Here is a 22,849-nt window from a genome sequence, read left to right on the forward strand (position 1 = left end):
ATAAATGGTTAAAGCTAATAAATCAAAAAATAATGTTAAAAACTTTAAAACAGTCTCAATAAATAATTTGAGTCACTTTTATGGAAAAAATGAGAATAAAAAAAAAGTTCTTAATGACGTAAATTTAAATATTGATAAAGGAGAGTTGGTTCTTTTGAAAGGACCTTCTGGATGTGGTAAAACTACTCTTTTAACATTAATTGGTGCCTTGAGAACCTGTCAAAGTGGAGATTTAACTGTATTAAATAATCAGTTAAATGGAGCATCAAGGAAAACTCGTCAGATTCTTAGAAGAAGTATTGGAATGATTTTTCAAGGTCACAATCTTCTGAGATGTTTAACAGCAGAACAAAATGTCCAGATGGGCGCCGATTTAATAAAAGGTTTAACGTATTTGCAAAGACGTGAAATAGCACGGAATTGGTTGTCAGCAGTAGGATTAGAAGAACATCATAAAAAGTTGCCAAATGACTTATCTGGTGGACAGAAACAGAGAGTAGCAATTGCTCGAGCTTTATCTGCTAACCCAAAACTTTTATTAGCTGATGAGCCCACTTCTGCTTTAGATAGCGTCACAGGAAGAGAAATAGTAACCCTTTTAAGGAAACTAGCAAAAGAGCAAAATTGTTCTGTACTTATGGTGACGCATGATCCAAGAATTTCTGATATGGCTGATAGGATATTAAATATGGAAGATGGTAAAATATATAGTGCTCATAGTGAGCTAATATAATTAAAAGTTAAAAATTTTATGTCTAAGAGAAGGAATCTAAAAAAAGAAAAGCAGGAACGTAATAGAGCCTATGCTAGAAAATTCAAAAAAAGGAAATTAAGAACAGATGGAAGACCTGATGGTGGAAACGTTACAGGTACAGCAAATAATGGCGGTGCAGCTGATTAGGGAATATTTTTATTTTTATCTTTTGGATTTCAATATTTTATGCATATTTAAGACATAATCATGAATGTAAGTATTGTTATACCGACTTACAATAGATTACCTATATTAGAGAAATGTCTATTTGCGCTTGAGAATCAAAAATTAAATACAAATATCAGTAATTATGAAGTAATAGTAGTTGATGATGGATCTACTGATGGGACAACCTCATGGATAAATAAAAACAAAGCTAATCTCCCACACGTTATTCTATTTCAGCAAAAACATGGAGGGCCTGCACTTGGAAGAAATCTGGGAGTAATTAAATCAAAATATGAAATTATTATATTTATTGATAGTGATCTTATTGTTTTAGACAATTTTATAAATTGCCACCTAGAAAAATTACTTGCCTCTTGGAGAAAAAATGATAAAAAATGTTTTACCTATGGCTCGGTAGTCAATACATCTAATTTTTTAAATCCTCAGAGTGAAAAACATAAAATAATGGACACTTCTTTTGCATACTTTGCTACTGGGAATGTAGCGATATCAAAAGAATTGATTTTAAGTGTGGGATTATTTGATACTTCTTTTAGTCTTTACGGTTGGGAGGATTTAGAACTTGGAGAAAGACTAAAAAAAATTGGGACAAAATTAATTAAATGCCCAAATGCAGTAGGTTTTCATTGGCATCCGCCATTTAATTGCGAACAAATAGATTCATTAATAGCTCAAGAAAAAGAGAGAGCAAAAATGGCTTTAGTGTTTTACAAGAAACACCCAAATTTAAGGGTTAGATTTATGATTCAATTAACTCCTCTCCATAATTTACTTTGGCAAATTCTTTGCTTGGGAGGACTAATCAGTGTTGATAGAATCCTTCCTTTATTGAGATTCTTAGTACATATAAGAAGAAATAGACTTGCACTTGAGATACTTAGGATCCCTTTAAATATGATTTACATTAAACAATTAACCAAATCAAGATAAAAAACTTTTAGAAATACACATCACTTGCTAAGATAGTTGAAATAAATTTCACATATCTGACAGTTTCGGGTGAATTATTAATATTAATTCCCCGTCAGATAGAGGCTAACCCGAAACCCTTTTTAAATTATGGCTGTTGTATCACTATCAGAAATGATGGAAGCTGGTGCTCATTTTGGGCATCAAACTAGACGTTGGAATCCCAAGATGTCTAAGTATATATATTGCGCTAGAAATGGAGTTCATATTATTGATCTTGTAAAAACAGCATTGTGTATGAACAATGCATATAAATGGACGAGAAACGCTGCAAAAAGCGGTAAACGTTTCCTATTTGTCGGGACAAAAAAACAAGCTTCAGATGTAGTCGCTCAGGAAGCTTCACGCTGTGGAGCTGCATATGTAAATCAAAGATGGCTTGGAGGGATGTTGACTAATTGGACAACAATGAAGGCTAGGATTGAAAGATTAAAGGATCTAGAAAGAATGGAAAGTAGTGGTTCAATAGCAATGAGGCCTAAAAAAGAAGCTGCAGTATTAAGGAGAGAACTTGAAAGATTACAAAAATACTTAGGTGGACTTAAGGGTATGAGAAGATTACCAGATGTAGTTGTATTGGTTGATCAGAGAAGAGAATCTAATGCAGTATTAGAAGCTAGAAAATTAGATATCTCATTAGTATCAATGTTAGATACAAATTGCGATCCGGATTTGTGTGAAGTTCCAATTCCTTGTAACGATGATGCCGTTAGATCTGTGCAACTTATTTTAGGAAGACTTGCAGATGCCATAAATGAGGGTAGAAAGGGCTCTAATGCCGAAAGAAAAAATTAAATTCTAATTTAAAACTTACTATTCACTATTAAAACTTACTATTCACTATTTTTTATTACTTCAAATGGGAAACATTACAGCAAAACTTGTAAAAGATCTTAGAGACAAAACTGGCGCAGGAATGATGGACTGCAAAAAAGCACTTAACGAAACTGAAGGAAATCTAGATAAAGCTTTGGAATGGTTAAGAAAGAAAGGCATAGCTAGTGCTGAAAAGAAATCGGGAAGAGTAGCGGCCGAAGGGTCAATTGGTAGTTATATACATACTGGATCAAGAGTCGGAGTTTTACTAGAGTTAAATTGTGAAACTGATTTCGTTGCTAGAGGTGATATATTCCAATCTCTATTGAAAGATGTCTCAATGCAAGTAGCAGCATGCCCAAATGTTGAATATGTATCAATTGATGAAATACCAGAAGATGTTGTGGAAAAAGAAAAGCAGATTGAAATGGGTAGGGATGATTTATCTGGAAAACCAGAACAAATTAAAGAAAAAATAGTTGGAGGGAGAATAGCAAAAAGGCTTAATGAGCTTGTTTTGCTTTCACAACCCTACATTAAAGATAGTTCTCTAACAGTTGAGGATCTTGTTAAACAAGCAGCTGCAAAAATTGGGGAAAATATCAAAGTAAGACGCTTTACAAGATATACATTGGGTGAAGGTATTGAAAAAAATCAGATGGACTTTGCTGAAGAGGTCGCATCAATGCAAACAAACTAGTCACTTGAATGATTTGAATAATTTCAATAATTACACAGATATAGATAAAATTAATTCTCAATTAGAGAGAGCAGACATACAAAAAAGAATATTAACTAGAAATATCTATAGGGAATATGAACTTTATCTTAATCTAGTAAGAGATCTACTTTTCATCTCTGTAGAAAAAGGCCTTAATCAAATATATAGTTATCCAACAATTAATGATAATTTCTTAAATGAAAATGAATTCTATATTCTTTTTGAAGAAAAAATAAGTAAATTAATATTTACGAATCTGCCCTTTTTAACAGTAGAACAATTAAAGATAAATGAAATTGAAAAAAATATAAATAATGAAATTAATTTTACTATTTTTGATAGTTCCACAAAAATAAAGGATGATCAAAAAGAAAAATTTCAATATGAAGATGGTTTTCAATTAAAAGAACCCACTCATTTCGAGATTACTGAAGACTTTGCAAATACTTCTGAATATTATCAAGCTCATAATTATGAGAGATTCGTATCACTTGATTTAGATAATAACCACCATAATAATTATTTATCTAAAAACAATATTTTTGAAAATCTAGGAGTTGAAAAAAAATTTATTTCCTCCTTACTTGAATTAATAGGAGAAGAAAAGGTGGAAAACCCAAGATATCAAGAAAAAGAAAATATCAATCAAATAGATAATTTACCAAAAAACCAGATTCTTAATAATTTTGATTTAATAGATAAGTCATTGGAAAATTTACTATTGAATCTTTCATATAAGATCAACCAAGAATTATTCAAGGCAAATCTAATAAAAAAGATGATATCTAAAGATTCCTTTGATTACTTAGTAGGCAAAAATTTTATGATAAAACATCCATATCCTTTTGTTATTAATTTCGAATTAAACTTAAATCGGTCATCATTAATCGGCAATAATTTTCCAAGCATTATTTTCTTCAATATATCTACTGTTGAGTTAGAGTTTAAAAATTTAAATCTTTCTATTCAAAGGAACAAAATAAATGAGCTAAAAAATCAATTTCAGCGTTTGATTAAAAAAGAGACATATTGGAGGCAAAAAGAAATAACTTTGAATAAGATACGTTGAAAAAATAACTCTTTTTTCAAATGTGACTATTAGCGAGAATAATAATAAATTAATTAAAGATTGGATAAGACCTCTTCAAAAATCTCTTACTATTGAAACTGAAAACAAATTTATTAATACTTTAGGAAGAGAAAAATATTTTAATGATTATTTGCATGAATCATTAAAAAAACTAGATAATCTAAATCTCTCAGACGAATATTTAAGTATATTTTATGAATTTTCTAAAAAATATAATGAATATAATAAATTAGATGAAAATCAAAGAAAAAGATTAATTATAGATACGAGAAAAAATCTTTATAAACTAGGTAAAACTCTAGAAATAGAAAGTTCTGATAATATTTCTAATAATGTTTTTCTGAATAAAGCTGATTCAAGTTTGTCAATTGATGCAGATATTTCATTAATAAAAAATGTAGGAAAAGTTTATAAAAATAAGCTTAATGAATTAGGGATATTTCATATAAAAGATCTAATTAATTATTTCCCACGAACATATCTAGACTATACGAATAGAGTCAAGATAATAAATTTAAAACCAGATAATTTATACACGTGCATCGCAAACGTTAAAAGATTTTATATTCATAAGAGTAAAAAAAATAGTAATTTATCAATAATGAATATTGTAGTTTCTGATGAAACGTCTTCAATAAAGGTTACAAAATTTTTTTTAGGAAGAAGATTTAGATCTTACTCCTTCTTCACATCTCAAAAATCTTTGTATACTCCGGGTACCAAATTAGCTATTTCGGGTAAGGTTAAATTGACAGAGTATGGCAAAACTTTTGTAGATCCGCAGATTGAAATTCTTAAGGATAACAATGATAATTTTAATTTCTCAGGCAAAATATTACCCTTGTATTCATTAGGTGAAGCATTATCAAATATGAGTTTTATAAAACTTATGAAAAAGGTACTAATTTATGCAAAGCAATATCCAGAAATTTTAAATAAAAAGCAACTTGATTCATTATCTTTATTATCAAAAGGAGAGTCATTGATTAATATTCATTTTCCACCAACTCAACAGGCACTTATTGAGTCAAAAAAACGTTTGGTTTTTGATGAGTTATTCCTACTTCAAATAAAGTTCCTACTTAGAAAAAGAAAGACGAATAAAAATGTAACTTCCAAACAATTACCTCAAAAGAAATCTTTATTAAAAGAATTTTTAAATACTTTTCCTTTTGAATTAACAAAATCTCAAGATAATGTTTTAAATGAAATTAAGAAAGATTTATCTAACCCCGTACCAATGTCTAGATTGCTTCAGGGAGATGTGGGAAGCGGTAAAACCATAATTGCAATAGCGTCTCTTTTACTTGTCATTGAAAAAAACCTGCAAGGTGCATTTATGGTCCCAACTGAGGTATTGGCAGAACAGCATTATAAAAACTTATTAAAATATTTGAACCCCCTTTTAGTTTCTGTTGAACTACTTACTGGGAATACTCCTCAAAAAAAGAGAAAAGAAATTATCTCTAATTTGAACAATGGATTAGTTGATATCCTCGTAGGTACTCATGCATTATTTGAGGATAAAGTTATCTTTAATGCATTAGGGATGGTCGTAATTGATGAACAACATAGATTTGGAGTTACTCAAAGAAATAGATTACTGAACAAAGGAGAAAATACTAACTTGTTATCAATGACAGCAACACCAATTCCAAGAACTCTTGCGCTTTCTATTTATGGTGATTTAGATGTGAGTCAAATTTCAGAACTCCCTCCTGGGAGAGTTCCTATAACAACAAAAATAATTTCAGAAGATGATTTAACTAACTTGTTTAAGATTGTTGAAGATGAGATTAATAAGGGAAAGCAAGCTTATGTCATTTTGCCACTTATAGAAGATTCAGAAAAAATGAATTTAAGTTCTGCAAAGAAAACATTCAAACATTTATCAGAAGAGGTCTTTTTTAACAAAAAAGTTGGATTATTACATGGCAAACTAAGTTCACAAGAAAAGAATGAAGTAATTAATTCTTTTTTAAAGAATGAAATTAATATATTGGTTTCAACCACAGTAATTGAGGTTGGCATTGATGTGCCTAACGCCACAATTATGATTATTTATAATTCGGACAGATTTGGATTGTCCCAGCTACATCAATTAAGGGGGAGAGTTGGTAGAGGATCAACAAAATCTTTTTGTTATCTGGTAACCCCCGATAAAAATGGATTAGAAAATAAACGACTTTGTGTTTTGCAAAAATCTAATGATGGCTTTTATATTGCTGAAAAAGACTTGGAGCTTAGAGGACCAGGCCAGATTTTAGGATATAGACAATCCGGATTGCCTGATTTTGTACTGGACAATTTACCTAACAATAAGTTTCTTATTGATAAGGCTCGTGAAGAGGCTATTAAGATCGTTAGTGATGATCCTGATTTAAAAGAAAATATTGTTTTAAGGAATATACTTATTGATAATTCTGATAATAAATTCATTCATGATTTCTTAAATTGAAAACTATCATTGTAATTTTTGATATATATGCCACTATAAATCAATTGCAAATTTCAATTGAAAATTTGGAATAAAATACCAATCAAAGATAATGGAGATAAATTAATAGCTATACCTAGCTGCCTAAAGTTTTTAGATCCCCACCCTTACTTTCATTTAGGAGCACCTTACAAAGATAAAACTTCAATTTGGAAATTAAGAGAGGAGGTAGTAAATAGATTAGTAAAAGTAAATGATAATTTGGTATCAAAGAGTAGTTTTAACCTTTTAATTTATGACAGTTGGCGACCTTTAGAAGTCCAGGAATTTATGTTTAAAAGAGCATTTTTATTAGAGTGTGAAAAATCCGATATTGATATTTCTTTTGAAAATATAAAATCTTATCCATCCATTATAAAAAAAGTTGAAAAATTTTGGGCATATCCTTCTTATGACACTAGGTGTCCTCCCCCTCATTCAACTGGGGGTGCATTAGATGTTTGTTTATCAGATAAAGAAGGAAATCTTGTTGAAATGGGAAGTATGGTTGATCAAATGGATGAGACCTCAAATCCATATTTTTATGCAAACATAAAGAATAAAGAAGCAATTATTTGGAATAGTAGAAGAAATTTATTAAGGGAAATTATGACTAAATTCGGATTTGCTCAACATCCTAATGAATGGTGGCATTTTAGTTATGGTGATCAATTATGGGCTTGGAAAAATAAAAAAGCAAATGCCCTTTATGGAAAAATTTAAATTCTATTGATTTTTATTTAGTAAATTCAATATATAAATTTCATCTTGAGTATTTATAAAATCTCCGAACTCCAAATCCAAATTACTCTTCCAATTATCAAATAATGGTTTAAGAGTTTTTTCTAAATCATTAAGTTCCATTCTTTGTAAAAATGGTTTAGCAAGCCTTTGTAGATTTTTACTTCCCCCCAACCATAATTGGTATTTGTTTTGCCCACTTCCAACAAGTGCTAATTCGGCCATATAAGGCCTGGTACATCCATTCGGACATCCTGTCATTCTGAATAATATTGTCTTTTGTATATTTAGATCTAAAAGTAAATTTTCAATCCTTTTTAATACATCAGGTAATATTCTTTCAGCTTCAGTCATTGCAAGACCACAAAGTGGTAAAGCAGGACAAGCTAAAGCGTGTCTTTGTATTTCATTAATGTTTTCTAAATTTTCGTATCCAATTTTTGATAGAGATTTTTGAATTGCACCTTTGTTTTTATTGGCGATATTACAAAGTAAAATATCTTGATTAGGTGTGAGTCTTAAATCTAAATTATATTTTTTAACAATACTTGTGATGGTATTCTTCTTCTCTCCAGATAATCTCCCTGATAATAATGGTAAACCTACGAAATAGGAGGTTTTATTTTGTTTATGCCAACCTAGGTAATCAATAAGAACCTTATCAGGTTCTTTTCTGATTTTTTTAATTTCTTTTTTGAAATACTTATCAGAAAGTATCTTTTTGAACCATTTAATACCTTTTCTATGAAGAAGATATTTCATTCTCGAATTTTTTCTTGATTTTCTATCGCCATAATCTCTTTGAACAGCCACAATGCTTTGTATCAATTCATAAACATCAGGTTCTTCAACATATCCAAGTGGATCCGCAATTCTGGCAAAGGTCTCTTCATTATTATGTGTTCGCCCCATACCACCTCCAACATAGAAGTTGCACCCTTCTAAGTTTCCATCTTTAGAGGTAAAGGCTACTATTCCAATGTCATTGGTAAGAAGATCAACAGAATTGTCCCCGGGAACTGTAACAGCACATTTGAATTTTCTCGGTAAATAAGTTGAACCATAGAGAGGCTCATCTTTTATCCCACTAAAAACATTATCTTTGAATTGGAGCTTCCTAATTGCTTCAATATCTTTGTCAGGCTTTATGGTGTACTCTAAATCTCCATCAGCCCAAAGCTCCAAAAAAGTGCCTTGGCCAGCCATTGGGGTGAGAAGATCTGCAACTTTTTTTGCCAATGCTCTTGCAATATTATAGTCTGGCGAATCAAATGGAGCCGCAGGTGCCATAACGTTTCTATTTATGTCTCCACATGCAGCTAATGTGGAGCCCATTGAATTTACTATTGTTTGAATTACTTCCCTTAGGTTCTCCTTTCTAATTCCATGCATTTGAAAGGCTTGTCTAGTAGTGGCCCTAAGTGTTCCATTACCTAGTTTGTCAGATAATTCATCTAATGCTAAAAATAATTTCCCAGGGACTTCCCCGCCGGGATTTCTTAACCTAAGCATCATTTGCCAATCTTTACTTTTGCCAGGCCTTCTATTTTCCCTGTTATCTTGTTGATAACTACCATGAAATTTTAATAACTGAACTGCATCATTGGTAAAATGATCGCTCTCATTCACTAATTCAGTAGCAAGTGGTTCTTTAAGAAATTGGCTACTTTTTTTAAAATTTTCAAATTTAGAAACTTCTAGTCCATTTGCCAAACAAACAGTTTCTTCCTTGGTGGGATCTTTTTTCTTTTTTACTTTCTCAACCTTGATCAAAGGACCAAAAAATATCTCTTTTTATACATTAGCGAAAAGCTTATTTAACTGGTAGTAAATTATAGTAAGTGTAGTCATATTTTTTTCTTGTCTAAATATTTACTTGAGATAGGAACAGAAGAGATGCCCGCAAAATTTTCTCATTCTGTTCTTGAACAATTTAAATCTTTAATAGAATTTGAATTGGATAAAAAGTTAATCAAATTCGAAAATATAGTTGTTACCTCCACACCAAGGAGGATAGTTCTACTTCTCGAAGGTTTAGTTGATTATGCAGAAGATAAGATAATAGAAAGAAAAGGGCCTAAAGCAAATTCAGCTTATTTAAATGGATGTCCTACTAATGCTGCTTTAGGATTTGCTAATAGCTTAGATATAGATGTAGCTGAGCTAGAAATAAAAAATACAGAAAAGGGTGATTTTGTATTTGGAAAGAAAATTGAGAAAGGACTATCAACAAAAAATTCTTTGTCTTCGATTATCCCAAAATTAGTAAAGAGTCTTCAAGGCCCTCGATTTATGAAATGGGGGGCTGGGAACATAAAATTTTCAAGACCTATAAGGTGGATTGCCTCCATATATAATGATGAAATTCTTAGTTTTGAATTTGATGAATGTGATCCAAAGATCAAAATAAGTAATAAAACAAAAAGTCATAGACTAATCAATGAAGTTTTAGAAGTTCAGAATCCTGATGGTTTTTTTGAATTATTGAAACGAAATAGAGTAATAGCTATTCGAAATGAAAGAAAAGAAAAAATTGAAAGTTTAATAAATCAGGCATCTAAATCTTTAAATCTGAAACCTAATCTTTCAGAAGGATTACTAAATGAACTAACTGATTTAGTTGAATGGCCAGACTTAATTATTGGCAAATTTAGTGATGAATTTCTTGATCTTCCGGTTGAAGTTCTCTCAACAGTTATGAAAAGTCATCAGAGATACGTTCCTCTTTTATTGAAAAACAAAAGTTTTTCTAAACTAGATTTAAGCTCTGAAAAAAATATTAGTACAACTTTCTGCCTTATTTCAAATGGTCTTGAGGAATCAAATAATAATATTGCCAAAGGTAATGAGAAAGTATTAAGGGCAAGGTTTTCAGATGCAAAGTTTTTCGTAGAAAGTGACAAAAAAGTTGCTTCAATCGAAAGAAATGAAAAGCTTAAATCTGTTTCCTATTTGAAAGGACTTGGAAATATATTTCAGAGGGTAGAAAGGATAGAGGAAGTTACTAAAAAAATTCTTAAATTTTTAAATAATAAGTCTTTAGAAGAAAAAAAAATAATAGAAGCTGCTAAATACTGTAAAAACGACTTATGTAGTGAAATTGTTTTCGAATTCCCTGAGCTGCAAGGAATAATGGGTGGTAAATATCTTAAATATGAGGGATTTAGTGAGGATGTTTGCTTGGCTGTCGCTGAACATTATTTACCTTCTTTTTATAAAGATGCTTTGCCCTCCACAAAATATGGTGCAATAGTTTCTATCGCAGATAAGGTCGAAACTTTAATAAGTATATTTATTTCTGGTAAACGTCCTAGTGGATCATCTGATCCTTATGCCTTAAGAAGAAATTTGAATGGAGTGATTAAAATAATTTGGGATTATGAATTTAATTTACCTTTAGATAAATTGTTCAACGAACTTATTGATTTTTGGGGAATCGTATTTCCGAATTTAAACTTCTCAAGAGAAATAGTATTTAATGATTTAAATGAATTTTTAGTTCAAAGAATTGTTAGTCATCTAGAAGAAATATCACTAAGTAAAGAATTAATCAAGGCAGTTTGCTCTTCTGATGAATTATCTCAAAAAAGAGTATTAAATATTGTTGATCTTAAAAATAGGATTAAATCTATTATGAATTTTAAAGAAAAGGAAAATTTTGTTGAAATCCAGAAGGTAATTACCAGGGTAAGCAAATTAGCTAAAAATAGTAATCTTTCAGCAGATGTTTTCTCTGCAGAGGAGAATGTAAACACAAAACTTTTTGAAAAAGATTGTGAATTGAAAGTTTTTGAATTTATTGAAGAATTAGAAAAACTTTTTTCGAAAGGTTATTGCAATTATTTGGAACTTCTAAATTTGTTTGAGATTAATATAAGCACTATCGAGGATTTATTTGATAATAAAAAGGGAGTCCTAATAATGTCAGAGGATTTAAAAATAAGAAATAATAGACTCAATTTATTGAGCTTAATTAGAAATTATTCTCTAAAAATAGCCGACTTTACACTTTTGAACTCTTAACTTTAATGCCTCCCTTTATTGAATAATTTTCTAGCATTTTTTCTACTTCTTTATTTTCCCTAACAGCACTATCAACGGGTTTATATTTAAGAGGTGCTAGAGCTTTCCCTCTTAAAATCGAGCCAAGTGTAAGCATTGTAATTTTAAGTTGCTGTAATGGTTTCATGGAGACAACTCTTTTGTATAAATAGCTATCAAAAGTAAGTCTTTGCACATCCATGTCATCACACATCTCAACAAAGGCTTCTCTTGCAGAATCATTTCTATAGAAAATATTTTGAAGGATTTCTAGCACCTTATAGGTTGTTCCATATTTTTTATCCCATTTTTTAAGATAGTTTTTTAAATCTTTTTCTGATGGAATTACTTGACCATTTTTTGATGCTTCAACAATTTCTTCAGCACACATTCTTCCGCTTTTTGCAGCAAAATAAATACCCTCTCCAGAACTTTTTGTAACATAACCAGCTGCATCACCAACCAATGCCATTCTCCCAACTACTCTTCTTGGCCTTGGATGCTCAGGAATAGGGTGAGCTTCTACCTTTATTACTTCACCATTAACAAGTCTTTTCTTTGCCCTATTTCTTACACCCTCTTGAAGTCCTTTAATTAATGACTGATTCTTTTGCATGGTTCCAGTGCCCACAGCAACATGATCATATTTCGGAAATACCCAACCATAAAAATCAGGAGAAACATCAGTTCCGACATACATTTCAGCAAGATCTTCGTAGTAACTCATTTCTTCTTTAGGCAATTTAATTCTTTCCTGAAATGCTATAGCAACTTTGTAATCTCCCGCATCCATTGCTTTTGCGACTCTGCTATTGGCTCCATCAGCTCCGATCAAAAGGTCAACAGTAAGCTCTTTGAGTTCCCCTTTTTTATCTCCATTCGTAAAATCTGAGTAGGAAAGCTTATATGGCCCTTGATTATTATCGCCAGTATCAATAGAAGTAACTAATCCATTTATTAATGTAGCACCATAATCTGATGCTCTGTTGCGCATAAAGGCATCCATAACTTCTCTTCTACACATCCCTATAAACTCATTATCACTTTCCCCATAAACTCTATCTAAACTTATATCTACCTCTCTATTGGAAGGAGATATCATTCTCATATGTCTTACTTTCCTATCAATAATTGACTCAGGCAAATCAAATTCTTCTACCATGCAAAGTGGAATTGCTCCTCCACATGGTTTTGCATTATCTAATTTCCTCTCGAAGAGCCAAGTTTTTATTCCAGCTTTAGCAAGTATTTCTGCAGCACAAGAACCACTTGGACCTCCACCAATAACAGCTACCCTCAACATATGAAAAAAAAATAATACTGTATATAAAAACTACATCTTTTTTGCTTATAAAAGTGCATTTCTTAAAATAATAGTTAATATCGAAATATGTTTTCCAAATTCACTTCTAAATATTGGAACTAAACAAAGATATCGATCAATTTGATATACCACTCGCCAAAAGAACTTATCTAAATAACCCTAATTCAACATTATTAAAAAAATTATTAATATTTTCTCCATTTCTTTTCCTTATCTTTTCTGTCGCTTCATTGCGATTTATTAGAAATGTAGAATTAATACCTCTTAATAATCTCAAATTTCAGGTTGAAAGAAATCATGATGCCAGAATTTTAGGCCATCTTCCATATAATGAAACCCCTAAAGAGAAACTAGTTTTAATTGAGCCTAATATTGAAGTTCATATTGATATGCGCGATTCTCTTCTAAAGATGAGAGAAGCAGCCAAAAAGGATGGGATATATTTGGTCTTCTTAAGTGGTTATAGATCAATAAATTTGCAAAACAATATCTTTTATTCTTTAAAATCTATTAGAAATCAAGAAGCGGCAGAAAGAGCTAGAGTTTCAGCCCCTCCAGGATATTCTGAACATAGTACTGGTTTTGCCATTGATATTGGAGATGCTACTCAAAGAGAAACGGACTTTGAGGCCGAATTCGAAAATACTGACGCCTTTAAATGGTTAATAAAGAATGCACCTAAATTTCACTTTAAGTTATCTTTCCCCAAAGATAATAAATATATAGATTATGAACCTTGGCATTGGAGATATGAGGGATCAATTGAAGCTTTAAAAGTTTTTGAAATTTCAAATAGAAAATCACAAATTTAGTTCATTCAATATGATGTATGTTTGTCAAAGTCTTAAAGAGAAAATTCTCATAATAAGCATTCTTTGGGTTAGCCTTAATAAAGTCAATCTACTATTTGTTTAAATTTTATAAATGTCATCTTCGATAAAAGAAATTAGGAATGTTGCAATTATTGCCCATGTAGATCATGGGAAGACAACCCTTGTGGATGCTTTGTTATCTCAATCAGGAATATTTAGAGACAATGAAGTTATTCCTACATGCGTAATGGATTCGAATGATCTTGAAAGAGAAAGAGGAATAACAATACTCTCAAAAAATACAGCAGTTAACTACAAAGATACCAGGATTAACATTATAGATACACCAGGACATGCAGATTTTGGAGGAGAAGTCGAGAGGGTATTGGGAATGGTTGATGGTTGCCTGCTTATCGTTGATGCAAATGAGGGGCCAATGCCGCAGACAAGATTTGTTTTAAAAAAAGCACTAGAAAAAGGACTTAGGCCTATTGTTTTTGTAAATAAAATTGATAGACCAAGAGTAGTGCCAGAGATAGCAATTGATAAGGTACTGGATTTGTTTTTAGAATTAGGAGCTGATGATGATCAATGTGATTTCCCTTATCTTTTTGGAAGCGGCTTATCTGGTTTCGCAAAAGAAGAGATGGAATCTAATAGTGACAATATGATGCCTCTTTTTGAAGCTATTATCAGACATGTTCCACCTCCAGTAGGTGATGCAAATAAGCCTCTTCAGCTACAAATAACTACTTTGGATTATTCTGATTTCTTAGGCAGAATTGTAATTGGAAAAATTCATAATGGAACTATCAAAAATGGTCAACAAGCTAGTTTAATTAAAGAAAATGGAAAAACTATTAAAGGTAAGGTTAGTAAATTACTAGGATTCGAAGGATTACAAAGGATTGATATAAATGAGGCATTTGCGGGAGATATCGTTGCCGTTTCTGGTTTCGATGACGTCAATATTGGTGAGACCATAGCATGTTCCGATTCTCCCCATCCACTTCCATTAATCAAAGTTGATGAACCCACCTTAAATATGACTTTTGTTGTTAACGATTCTCCATTTGCGGGTAAAGAAGGAAAATTTGTTACTAGTAGACAATTAAAAAATAGATTGGAAAGGGAACTTTTAACAAATGTTGCCCTGAGGGTCGAAGAAACTGATTCTCCTGATAGGTTCTCAGTCTCAGGAAGAGGAGAATTACATTTAGGTATTCTAATTGAAACGATGAGAAGAGAAGGGTTCGAGTTTCAAATCTCACAACCTCAAGTAATTTTTAGAGAAATTGATGATGTTGAATGTGAGCCTATAGAGACCTTGGTCCTAGATGTGCCTGAAGTATCCGTTGGTTCATGTATAGAGAAACTTGGATCGAGAAAGGCGGAGATGAAAAACATGCAGACAAGTTCAGATGGGAGAACTCAATTAGAATTTCTTGTTCCATCAAGAGGACTAATTGGATTTCGTGGTGAATTTGTTCGTATTACAAGAGGTGAAGGTATCATGAGTCACTCATTTTATGAATATAAACCTAAAACAGGAGATTTTGAAACTAGGAGAAATGGAGTCCTTATAGCTTTTGAGGAAGGTGTAGCCACATTTTATGCATTAAAGAATGCGGAAGATAGGGGAGTTTATTTTATTAAACCTGGAGTTAAAGTTTATAAGGGAATGATAATCGGAGAGAATAATCGACCTCAAGATCTTGAGTTGAATATATGTAAAACTAAGCAGTTGACTAATATGAGGTCTGCAGGGGCAGAAGAACTTGATACTTTGCAGTCACCTGTTGATATTACCCTTGAAAGAGCATTAGAATATATTGGACCAGATGAAATGCTAGAGGTAACACCGGATTCAATAAGAATGAGAAAAATAAATAAAAAGAAAAAAAATTAATAATTAGTTTCATGAACGAAGAAAGTACAAAAAGTTTTAAAGATTCCCTTTTTACTGCTTTAAATCTTTTTAACAATCATGAATGGTATGAGGCTCATGATGCTTTTGAAGAAATATGGAACTCCGTTGATGGTGACGAAAGACAAGTTATCCAGGGAATTTTACAAGTATCAGTTTCTCAGTTTCACTTAAGTAAGGGTAATTTAAATGGAGCAACTATTTTGCTTGGAGAGGGTTTAGGCAGAATAAAAACTAGAACCAAGATTAATTTAGGGATTGATCTTGAATCCTTCTGCTTATGTTTGGAAGATTTATTGAGGAAATTACAATATAAGGAGCTATTAAGTGAGAACGACAAGCCTTTTTTGAAACCTCTTTGATAAATATGAATATATCTTTATCTTCAATTAAAATATTATTTTCTATCTCATTTTTTTTCCAAGAAAACAAGAAAACTAATCGATATGAAGGAAAATGAACTTAAAAATTCATAATGTATCCCTTTCAATTAAAGGGAGATTAATCGTAAATGATGTTTGCATAACTGTAAATCCAGGAGAAGTTGTAGGTTTGATGGGACCTAATGGTGCTGGGAAAACTACCACTTTTAATCTTGCTGTTGGGAATATAAAACCTGATAAAGGTGAAATTTTAATGAATGGTAAAAATATAACCAATCTACCTCTCACAATTAGATCAAGACTTGGTTTGGGTTATTTAACGCAGGAAGCGAGCATATTTAGAGACCTTACTGTGAAGGATAATATAGATTTAGCTTTGCAGAATTCATCCTATAGTAGAGCAGCAATTAGAAATAGAAGAGAACAATTAATTAATGAATTTAATTTGAATAATTTTGTAGATAATTATGGTTATCAACTTTCAGGAGGAGAGAGGAGGAGATGTGAAATAGCCCGGGCTCTTACTGTAGGTAGAAAAGGACCTAAATATTTATTATTAGACGAACCTTTTGCTGGAATCGATCCTCTAGCTGTGAATGATTTAAAGAAACTAATTCTTAAATTAAGAAATGACGGTGTAGGGATTCTTATTACAGACCATAATGTAAGGGAAACACTTTTAATTACTAACAAATCATATGTATTAAGTGAAGGAAAAATTTTAGCAAACGGATCATCAAATGAATTAGCTGATAATCCAATTGTCAGGAAGTATTATCTAGGAGATAATTTCAAACTTTGAAATCATTTTGAAAAATAAATTAAAAAGTAATTATTAAAGATTTCCTCATATAAAGATGATTTTAATTATTATTTGATTGTCTTAAAATATTAAAACCAGATAAAGTTTTTTGAATGATACTAGATAATCTTATTAAAAATTTAATATATGATCCAGTTTCAGTCCTAGGTCTTTTAGTCTTTTATTTTTTATTAGTTAATTTACCAATATCTTTAGGTGCAGTTTTCAAAAAAAAGTCTTCTTCTACTGTAAGACTTCTAACAATTTTAGTGAATTTATTAATAACATTACAATTACTTTTTAGGTGGTCAATTTCTGGACATTTTCCTATTAGCAATTTGTATGAATCTCTTTATTTCCTTGCTTGGGGGATCACAATAGGACAACTATTGATTGAGAGGGAATACCAATCTCCAATAATCCCCTCAATTGCCATACCTATTGAGTTGCTAACTGTTGCCTTTGCTTGTTTTGTTTTGCCTGACGATTTGAAACTATCATCCAACTTGGTTCCAGCATTAAGATCTAGTTGGTTAGTAATGCATGTTAGTGTCGTAATGCTTAGTTATGCTGCATTAATAATAGGTTCTTTACTTTCAGTATCTGTTTTGTTCATTAATAAAAATAAGCCGCTTCAAATCAGAAGTAGTTCTACTGGTATTGGAGGGTTCAAACTTACTAACAACTATCCTTTGAATGGTATAGTTGAACCTATTGAATTTTCTCATTCAGAAGAATTAGATACGTTAAGTTATCGTTCTATATTAATAGGTTTTGTTCTTTTGACTCTCGGTTTAATTTCAGGAGCAGTCTGGGCTAATGAGGCCTGGGGCACATGGTGGAGTTGGGATCCAAAAGAAACATGGGCGTTTATCTCATGGTTGTTTTATGCCGCTTATCTGCATATGAGAATCAGCAAGGGTTGGCAAGGACGCAAACCAGCATTATTAGCATCTATTGGCTTTTTAGTTGTTTTAGTATGTTATTTAGGAGTTAATTTCTTGGGAATAGGCTTACATAGTTATGGCTGGATATTTGGGTGATAAAAAAATCACCCTTAATATTTATTGAGGCTCTGAAATCACATTCCCTTTTTGTGCTTCTTGCGCAACTTTTCTCAAGTCATCACATCCCTCTTTTAATGTAGGGTAAGCAAACATTCCACTACCTGCAATAAAACAATTAGCACCAGCATAGGCACATTGTGAAATAGTCCAATTTGCTTTAATGCCCCCATCAACTTCAATGTCTACATCTAAGTTTTTTTCTATAATAAAGTTTCTTATTTCTCTGATTTTATTAAGCATTGTTGGTATGTAAGCTTGACCACCAAACCCTGGATTAACTGTCATAACCAAAACATGATCAACCATATCCATAATGTTTTTAATCATTTCAAAAGGAGTATGAGGGTTTAATGCAACAGAAGGAGATCCTCCAAGGTCTCTAATTCTTCCGAGAACTCTATGCAAATGAATATTAGCTTCGGCATGAGCTATTACTACCCCAGGTTCACCATTTGCCCCTTTTGTAGCGTTTACATAAGATTCAAGCATGGTTTCACAATTATATTGACTCACCATTAATTGAGTTTCAAAAGGGACATTGCAATATTTCCTGCATGCAGCAATCATTTCAGGACCGAATGTAAGATTTGGGACGAAATTTCCATCCATTACATCAAATTGTATTCTATCTACCCCAGCTTCCTCGAGCTCTTTAACACATGCCCCCATATTTGCCCAATCTGCAGGTAAAACTGAAGGAATTATTTGAATTGGTCTATTAACACCAGCTAAATTTGCTTGATTTGTCTCAGTCATTTAATTTTTAAAATATTTAATAAAGATACTATATTTAGTTGTTTATTCCTAATTTAAAGTCACGGCCTGATAAAGTAACAGCTGTAAAGAGTTAAAAAAAGCTTACTAGCATAATAATTCTCATAAAAAATGATATTTTTTATGAGATCATACTCAAAACCTTTTAGAAAATCCTCAAAAATTTAATTGTGAATCAAACTTTAATTCAAGAAATTCTCGAAGTTGTCGAGCAAGCAGCAATTGCTTCAGCAAAACTAACAGGACTTGGTCAAAAAGATGAAGCTGATGCTGCAGCTGTGGAAGCAATGAGATTGCGAATGGGCAAAATTGAAATGAAAGGGAAAATTGTTATTGGTGAAGGTGAAAGAGATGAAGCACCTATGCTTTATATAGGTGAAGAGGTGGGAAGTGGAAGTGGACCAGGTGTTGACTTTGCGGTAGATCCTTGTGAAGGAACAAATCTTTGTGCAAATAATCAAAGAGGCTCTATGGCCGTTTTGGCAGCATCAGATACCGGTGGTCTTTTTAATGCACCTGATTTTTACATGAACAAATTAGCAGCTCCGCCTGCTGCAAAAGGGAAAGTAGATATTAGAAATTCGGCTACTGAAAACTTGAAAATTCTTAGTGATTGCTTGGAACTCTCTATTGATGAACTTACTGTTGTTGTAATGGATAGAACGAGGCATAAAGACTTAATTAATGAAATTCGTGGATGTGGTGCAAAAGTACAACCGATTTCTGATGGTGATGTTCAAGCTGCAATTGCATGTGGGTTTGCAGGAACTGGAACACATTGCTTGATGGGTATAGGTGCAGCTCCAGAAGGTGTTATTTCCGCAGCTGCAATGAGAGCTCTAGGTGGACACTTTCAAGGACAACTAGTTTATGATCCAGCAATCGCTCAAACTTCTGAATGGGCTGATTACACAAAAGAAGGGAATATAAAACGTCTAAATGAAATGGGCATAACAGATATAGATAAAATCTACGAAGCTAACGAATTGGCATCTGGAGAAAATGTTGTTTTCGCTGGAAGTGGAATAACTGATGGATTATTATTTGACGGAGTTAAATTTGAAAGAGATTGTGTTAGAACAAGTAGTTTAGTAATAAGTACATTAGATAGTACTGCAAGATTCACAAATACTGTCCATATAAAAGATGGTGCTAAGAGTATCAGTCTTTAAAAATTTACTTTTAATTTTATGCATATTGTTGTCGTCGGACTAAGTCATCGCACGGCACCCGTCGAAGTGCGTGAGAAGTTAAGTATTCCTGACCAATCCATAACAGAATCATTGGAAGCATTAAAAGCTTTCTCTGATGTGTTAGAGGTGTCAATTTTAAGTACTTGTAATAGGCTAGAAATATACGCTCTAGTAAAGGATAAAAATACTGGTATTTCATCAATTAAAGAATTTATATCAGGTTATTCAGGAATTATTTTTGAAGATTTAAATCCTCATCTTTTTTGCTTTAGACAGGAAGATGCAGTTTTGCATTTAATGAAAGTTTCTGCGGGACTCGATAGCCTTGTTCTTGGCGAAGGACAAATCCTTTCTCAGGTAAAAAAAATGATGAGATTAGGTCAAGAGAATCAATCTATTGGGCCTATTCTTAATAGACTATTAACCCAATCTGTTAGTACAGGTAAAAAAGTTAGATCTGAAACAAATTTAGGCACTGGAGCTGTATCAATCAGTTCGGCAGCAGTAGAACTTGCTCAATTAAAAATTGGACAAGAAAAGGGAGTTGATACTCTTGTGGGATTGGAATCAGAGAAGGTTCTTGTAGTTGGGGCTGGAAGAATGAGTAGGCTTTTAATAACTCATTTAAAATCAAAAGGTTGTCATAAACTTATTCTTGTCAATAGAAATATTGATAGAGCATTAAATCTTACCGTAGATTTCCCCGACATAGAAATTGTTTGTAAAGGGTTAAACGAACTAGATGAAAATATATCAATATCTTCTCTTGTTTTTACAAGTACAGCGTCAGAAGAACCGATAATTGATCTGGCTAGAATTGAAAAATTAAATTTAAGTAATAAACTTAAATTTATTGATATTGGTGTACCTAGAAATATATCTAATGATGTTAAGCAACATGAATTTGTTAAATCATTTGATGTGGATGACTTGCAAGAGGTTGTCTCAAGAAATCAGGAATTTAGACAGAAAATCGCTAAAGAAGCAGAATGTTTAGTAGAAGAAGAAAGAATCATTTTTCTAGAATGGTGGGCAAGTTTAGAGGCGGTTCCAGTAATAAATAAACTTAGATCAGATTTGGAGTTAATTAGAAAAGAGGAATTGCAAAAAGCGCTTAGTCGGATGGGACCAGATTTTTCTGCAAGAGAAAGAAAAGTTGTTGAAGCTCTGACTAAAGGAATCATCAATAAAATACTTCATACTCCTGTTACTAAGTTGAGAAGCCCTCAATCAAGAGAGGAAAGACAAGCTTCTTTAAAAATCGTTGAAAAATTGTTTTCTTTGGTGGATGATGATAAAAATAGCTAAATATTCTTCACTTATATTAAGTTTTTCTAGTGATTTATTGAAATACCTTCGTAAACTGACCATTCCTGTTTCTAAATTTGCCCACAATCAGTTACTTTAAATAGTTGTATCTCTAAGTCCATTAGATTGAATGAAGCGTGTTTTGGCCATCATCCTCGGCGGAGGAAAAGGTTCTAGACTTTACCCTTTAACAAAAATGAGGGCGAAGCCTGCTGTCCCATTGGCAGGTAAGTATCGTTTAATAGATATCCCAATAAGTAATTGTATTAATTCAGGCATAGAGAAAATGTACGTTTTGACTCAGTTCAATAGTGCATCTCTAAATAGACATATAGGAAGAACATATAATTTAAATGGACCTTTCGGCCAAGGTTTTGTGGAGGTTTTAGCCGCTCAACAGACGCCTGATAGTCCAAAGTGGTTTGAGGGTACTGCTGATGCTGTAAGAAAGTATCAATGGTTATTTCAAGAATGGGATGTTGATGAATACTTAATATTGTCAGGCGATCAATTGTACAGAATGGACTACAGTTTATTTGTCCAACATCATAGAGATAATGGAGCTGACTTAACTGTCGCAGCTTTGCCTGTTGATGAAGTTCAGGCAGAAGGTTTTGGCTTAATGAGAACTGATGATTTAGGAAATATAAAAGAATTCAGCGAAAAGCCTACTGGAGAGAAGTTGAAGGCAATGGCAGTAGATACTTCAAAATTTGGCTTAAGTAAGGAGTCTGCTTCAGAAAAGCCTTACCTAGCCTCAATGGGTATTTACGTTTTTAGTAGAAATACTCTTTTTGATCTTTTAAATAAATTTCCTAGTTATACCGATTTTGGTAAGGACATAATTCCTCAAGCACTTAATAGGGGGGATACTCTTAAAAGTTATGTATTCGATGATTATTGGGAAGATATCGGAACCATTGGTGCATTCTTTGAGTCAAATTTGGCATTAACTGAGCAACCAAAACCTCCATTTAGTTTTTATGATGAAAAATTTCCAATTTATACAAGACCAAGATTTCTCCCGCCTTCTAAACTTGTAGATGCTCAAATTACTGATTCAATTGTTTGTGAAGGTACAATCTTGAAGTCATGCAGTATTTTGCATTGTGTTTTAGGTGTAAGAAGCAGGATTGAAAGTGATTCGGTTCTTGAGGACACTCTAGTTATGGGTGCCGATTTCTTTGAATCGCCTGAAGAGAGGACTGAATTAAGAAAAGGGGGCGGAACTCCTCTTGGAGTAGGAGAAGGAACAACTGTAAAAAGAGCAATTCTTGATAAGAATACAAGGATTGGTGATAATGTTGTGATCATTAATAAAGATCGAGTAGAAGAGGCAGATAAGCCAGAATTAGGCTTTTACATAAGAAATGGAATTGTTGTAGTAGTTAAAAATGCAACTATTGCAAACGGAACTGTTATTTAAATCTTTTCGATCATTTTTCGCTGACATAAGTATTTT

General features: G+C 32.2%; 20 protein-coding genes. 17 read left to right on the top strand and 3 right to left on the bottom strand.

What is annotated here, in order from left to right; all coding sequences use genetic code 11:
• Positions 1–4: 4 nt before the first annotated feature.
• From HA149_RS03915 to HA149_RS03950, 8 genes are all read left to right on the top strand, one after another.
• The gene (locus tag HA149_RS03915; RefSeq protein ID WP_209113211.1) at positions 5–733 is read left to right on the top strand and encodes a DevA family ABC transporter ATP-binding protein; all 729 of its coding nucleotides are present in this window, start codon (positions 5–7) and stop codon (positions 731–733) included.
• 18 nt (positions 734–751) lie between these two features.
• Positions 752–901 (top strand): hypothetical protein, encoded by a 150-nt coding sequence (locus HA149_RS03920; RefSeq protein ID WP_011376314.1) that lies wholly within the window; start codon positions 752–754, stop codon positions 899–901.
• Between the two features lie 60 nt (positions 902–961).
• A complete protein-coding gene (locus tag HA149_RS03925) occupies positions 962–1,873 on the top strand; it encodes a glycosyltransferase family 2 protein (RefSeq protein ID WP_209113213.1) in 912 nt (303 codons plus the stop codon).
• A 129-nt stretch (positions 1,874–2,002) separates the two neighbouring features.
• Positions 2,003–2,707: a 30S ribosomal protein S2 gene (gene rpsB, locus HA149_RS03930; RefSeq protein ID WP_025942891.1), complete on the top strand. Its 705-nt coding sequence runs from the start codon at positions 2,003–2,005 to the stop codon at positions 2,705–2,707.
• 64 nt (positions 2,708–2,771) lie between these two features.
• Positions 2,772–3,428 (top strand): translation elongation factor Ts, encoded by a 657-nt coding sequence (gene tsf, locus HA149_RS03935; protein WP_209113215.1) that lies wholly within the window; start codon positions 2,772–2,774, stop codon positions 3,426–3,428.
• Between the two features lie 13 nt (positions 3,429–3,441).
• Positions 3,442–4,518, top strand: a complete 1,077-nt coding sequence (locus HA149_RS03940) for an adenylate cyclase (protein WP_245154664.1) — start codon at positions 3,442–3,444, stop codon at positions 4,516–4,518.
• 22 nt (positions 4,519–4,540) lie between these two features.
• Positions 4,541–6,997: an ATP-dependent DNA helicase RecG gene (recG, locus tag HA149_RS03945; protein WP_209113219.1), complete on the top strand. Its 2,457-nt coding sequence runs from the start codon at positions 4,541–4,543 to the stop codon at positions 6,995–6,997.
• A gap of 57 nt (positions 6,998–7,054) precedes the next feature.
• Entirely contained in the window at positions 7,055–7,738 is a 684-nt protein-coding gene (locus tag HA149_RS03950) for a M15 family metallopeptidase (RefSeq protein WP_209113221.1), read from the top strand.
• Positions 7,739–7,741: 3 nt separating this feature from the next.
• Here HA149_RS03950 and HA149_RS03955 read toward each other — a convergent pair whose 3' ends face one another.
• On the bottom strand, positions 7,742–9,529 hold the full coding sequence (locus HA149_RS03955; protein ID WP_209113222.1) for an NADPH-dependent assimilatory sulfite reductase hemoprotein subunit: 1,788 nt from the start codon (positions 9,527–9,529) through the stop codon (positions 7,742–7,744).
• 87 nt (positions 9,530–9,616) lie between these two features.
• Between HA149_RS03955 and glyS the strand changes: the two genes are divergently transcribed.
• Entirely contained in the window at positions 9,617–11,779 is a 2,163-nt protein-coding gene (gene glyS / locus HA149_RS03960; protein ID WP_209113224.1) for a glycine--tRNA ligase subunit beta, read from the top strand.
• Here glyS and chlP read toward each other — a convergent pair.
• Positions 11,760–13,100 carry a geranylgeranyl reductase gene (chlP, locus tag HA149_RS03965; RefSeq protein ID WP_209113226.1) on the bottom strand — a complete coding sequence of 447 codons (1,341 nt, stop codon included), beginning with the start codon at positions 13,098–13,100 and terminating at the stop codon, positions 11,760–11,762. The two genes, glyS and chlP, sit on opposite strands and share 20 nt — an antisense overlap.
• 113 nt (positions 13,101–13,213) lie before the next feature.
• Between chlP and HA149_RS03970 the strand changes: the two genes are divergently transcribed.
• The 5 genes from HA149_RS03970 to ccsB all read left to right on the top strand — a co-directional run bounded on the left by HA149_RS03970 (position 13,214) and on the right by ccsB (position 18,088).
• Complete coding sequence (locus HA149_RS03970; protein WP_209113228.1) at positions 13,214–13,933, top strand: M15 family metallopeptidase; 720 nt, start codon at positions 13,214–13,216, stop codon at positions 13,931–13,933.
• Between the two features lie 112 nt (positions 13,934–14,045).
• A complete protein-coding gene (typA, locus tag HA149_RS03975) occupies positions 14,046–15,842 on the top strand; it encodes a translational GTPase TypA (protein WP_209113230.1) in 1,797 nt (598 codons plus the stop codon).
• An 11-nt stretch (positions 15,843–15,853) separates the two neighbouring features.
• Positions 15,854–16,222 carry a DUF309 domain-containing protein gene (locus tag HA149_RS03980; protein ID WP_209113232.1) on the top strand — a complete coding sequence of 123 codons (369 nt, stop codon included), beginning with the start codon at positions 15,854–15,856 and terminating at the stop codon, positions 16,220–16,222.
• Between the two features lie 94 nt (positions 16,223–16,316).
• Positions 16,317–17,045, top strand: a complete 729-nt coding sequence (lptB, locus tag HA149_RS03985) for an LPS export ABC transporter ATP-binding protein (protein WP_209113234.1) — start codon at positions 16,317–16,319, stop codon at positions 17,043–17,045.
• A gap of 113 nt (positions 17,046–17,158) precedes the next feature.
• Positions 17,159–18,088, top strand: a complete 930-nt coding sequence (gene ccsB, locus HA149_RS03990) for a c-type cytochrome biogenesis protein CcsB (RefSeq protein WP_209113236.1) — start codon at positions 17,159–17,161, stop codon at positions 18,086–18,088.
• A gap of 21 nt (positions 18,089–18,109) precedes the next feature.
• On the opposite strand, the gene rpe is transcribed toward ccsB, so the two are convergent.
• On the bottom strand, positions 18,110–18,868 hold the full coding sequence (gene rpe / locus HA149_RS03995; protein WP_209113239.1) for a ribulose-phosphate 3-epimerase: 759 nt from the start codon (positions 18,866–18,868) through the stop codon (positions 18,110–18,112).
• Between the two features lie 188 nt (positions 18,869–19,056).
• Between rpe and glpX the strand changes: the two genes are divergently transcribed.
• The 3 genes from glpX to HA149_RS04010 all read left to right on the top strand — a co-directional run bounded on the left by glpX (position 19,057) and on the right by HA149_RS04010 (position 22,813).
• Complete coding sequence (gene glpX / locus HA149_RS04000; RefSeq protein WP_209113241.1) at positions 19,057–20,058, top strand: class II fructose-bisphosphatase; 1,002 nt, start codon at positions 19,057–19,059, stop codon at positions 20,056–20,058.
• Positions 20,059–20,076: 18 nt separating this feature from the next.
• On the top strand, positions 20,077–21,387 hold the full coding sequence (locus tag HA149_RS04005) for a glutamyl-tRNA reductase (protein ID WP_209113243.1): 1,311 nt from the start codon (positions 20,077–20,079) through the stop codon (positions 21,385–21,387).
• 130 nt (positions 21,388–21,517) lie between these two features.
• A complete protein-coding gene (locus HA149_RS04010; RefSeq protein ID WP_209113244.1) occupies positions 21,518–22,813 on the top strand; it encodes a glucose-1-phosphate adenylyltransferase in 1,296 nt (431 codons plus the stop codon).
• Positions 22,814–22,849: the final 36 nt, after the last annotated feature.

Source organism: Prochlorococcus marinus XMU1406 (assembly GCF_017696055.1).
Taxonomy (GTDB): Bacteria; Cyanobacteriota; Cyanobacteriia; order PCC-6307; family Cyanobiaceae; genus Prochlorococcus_A; species Prochlorococcus_A marinus_W.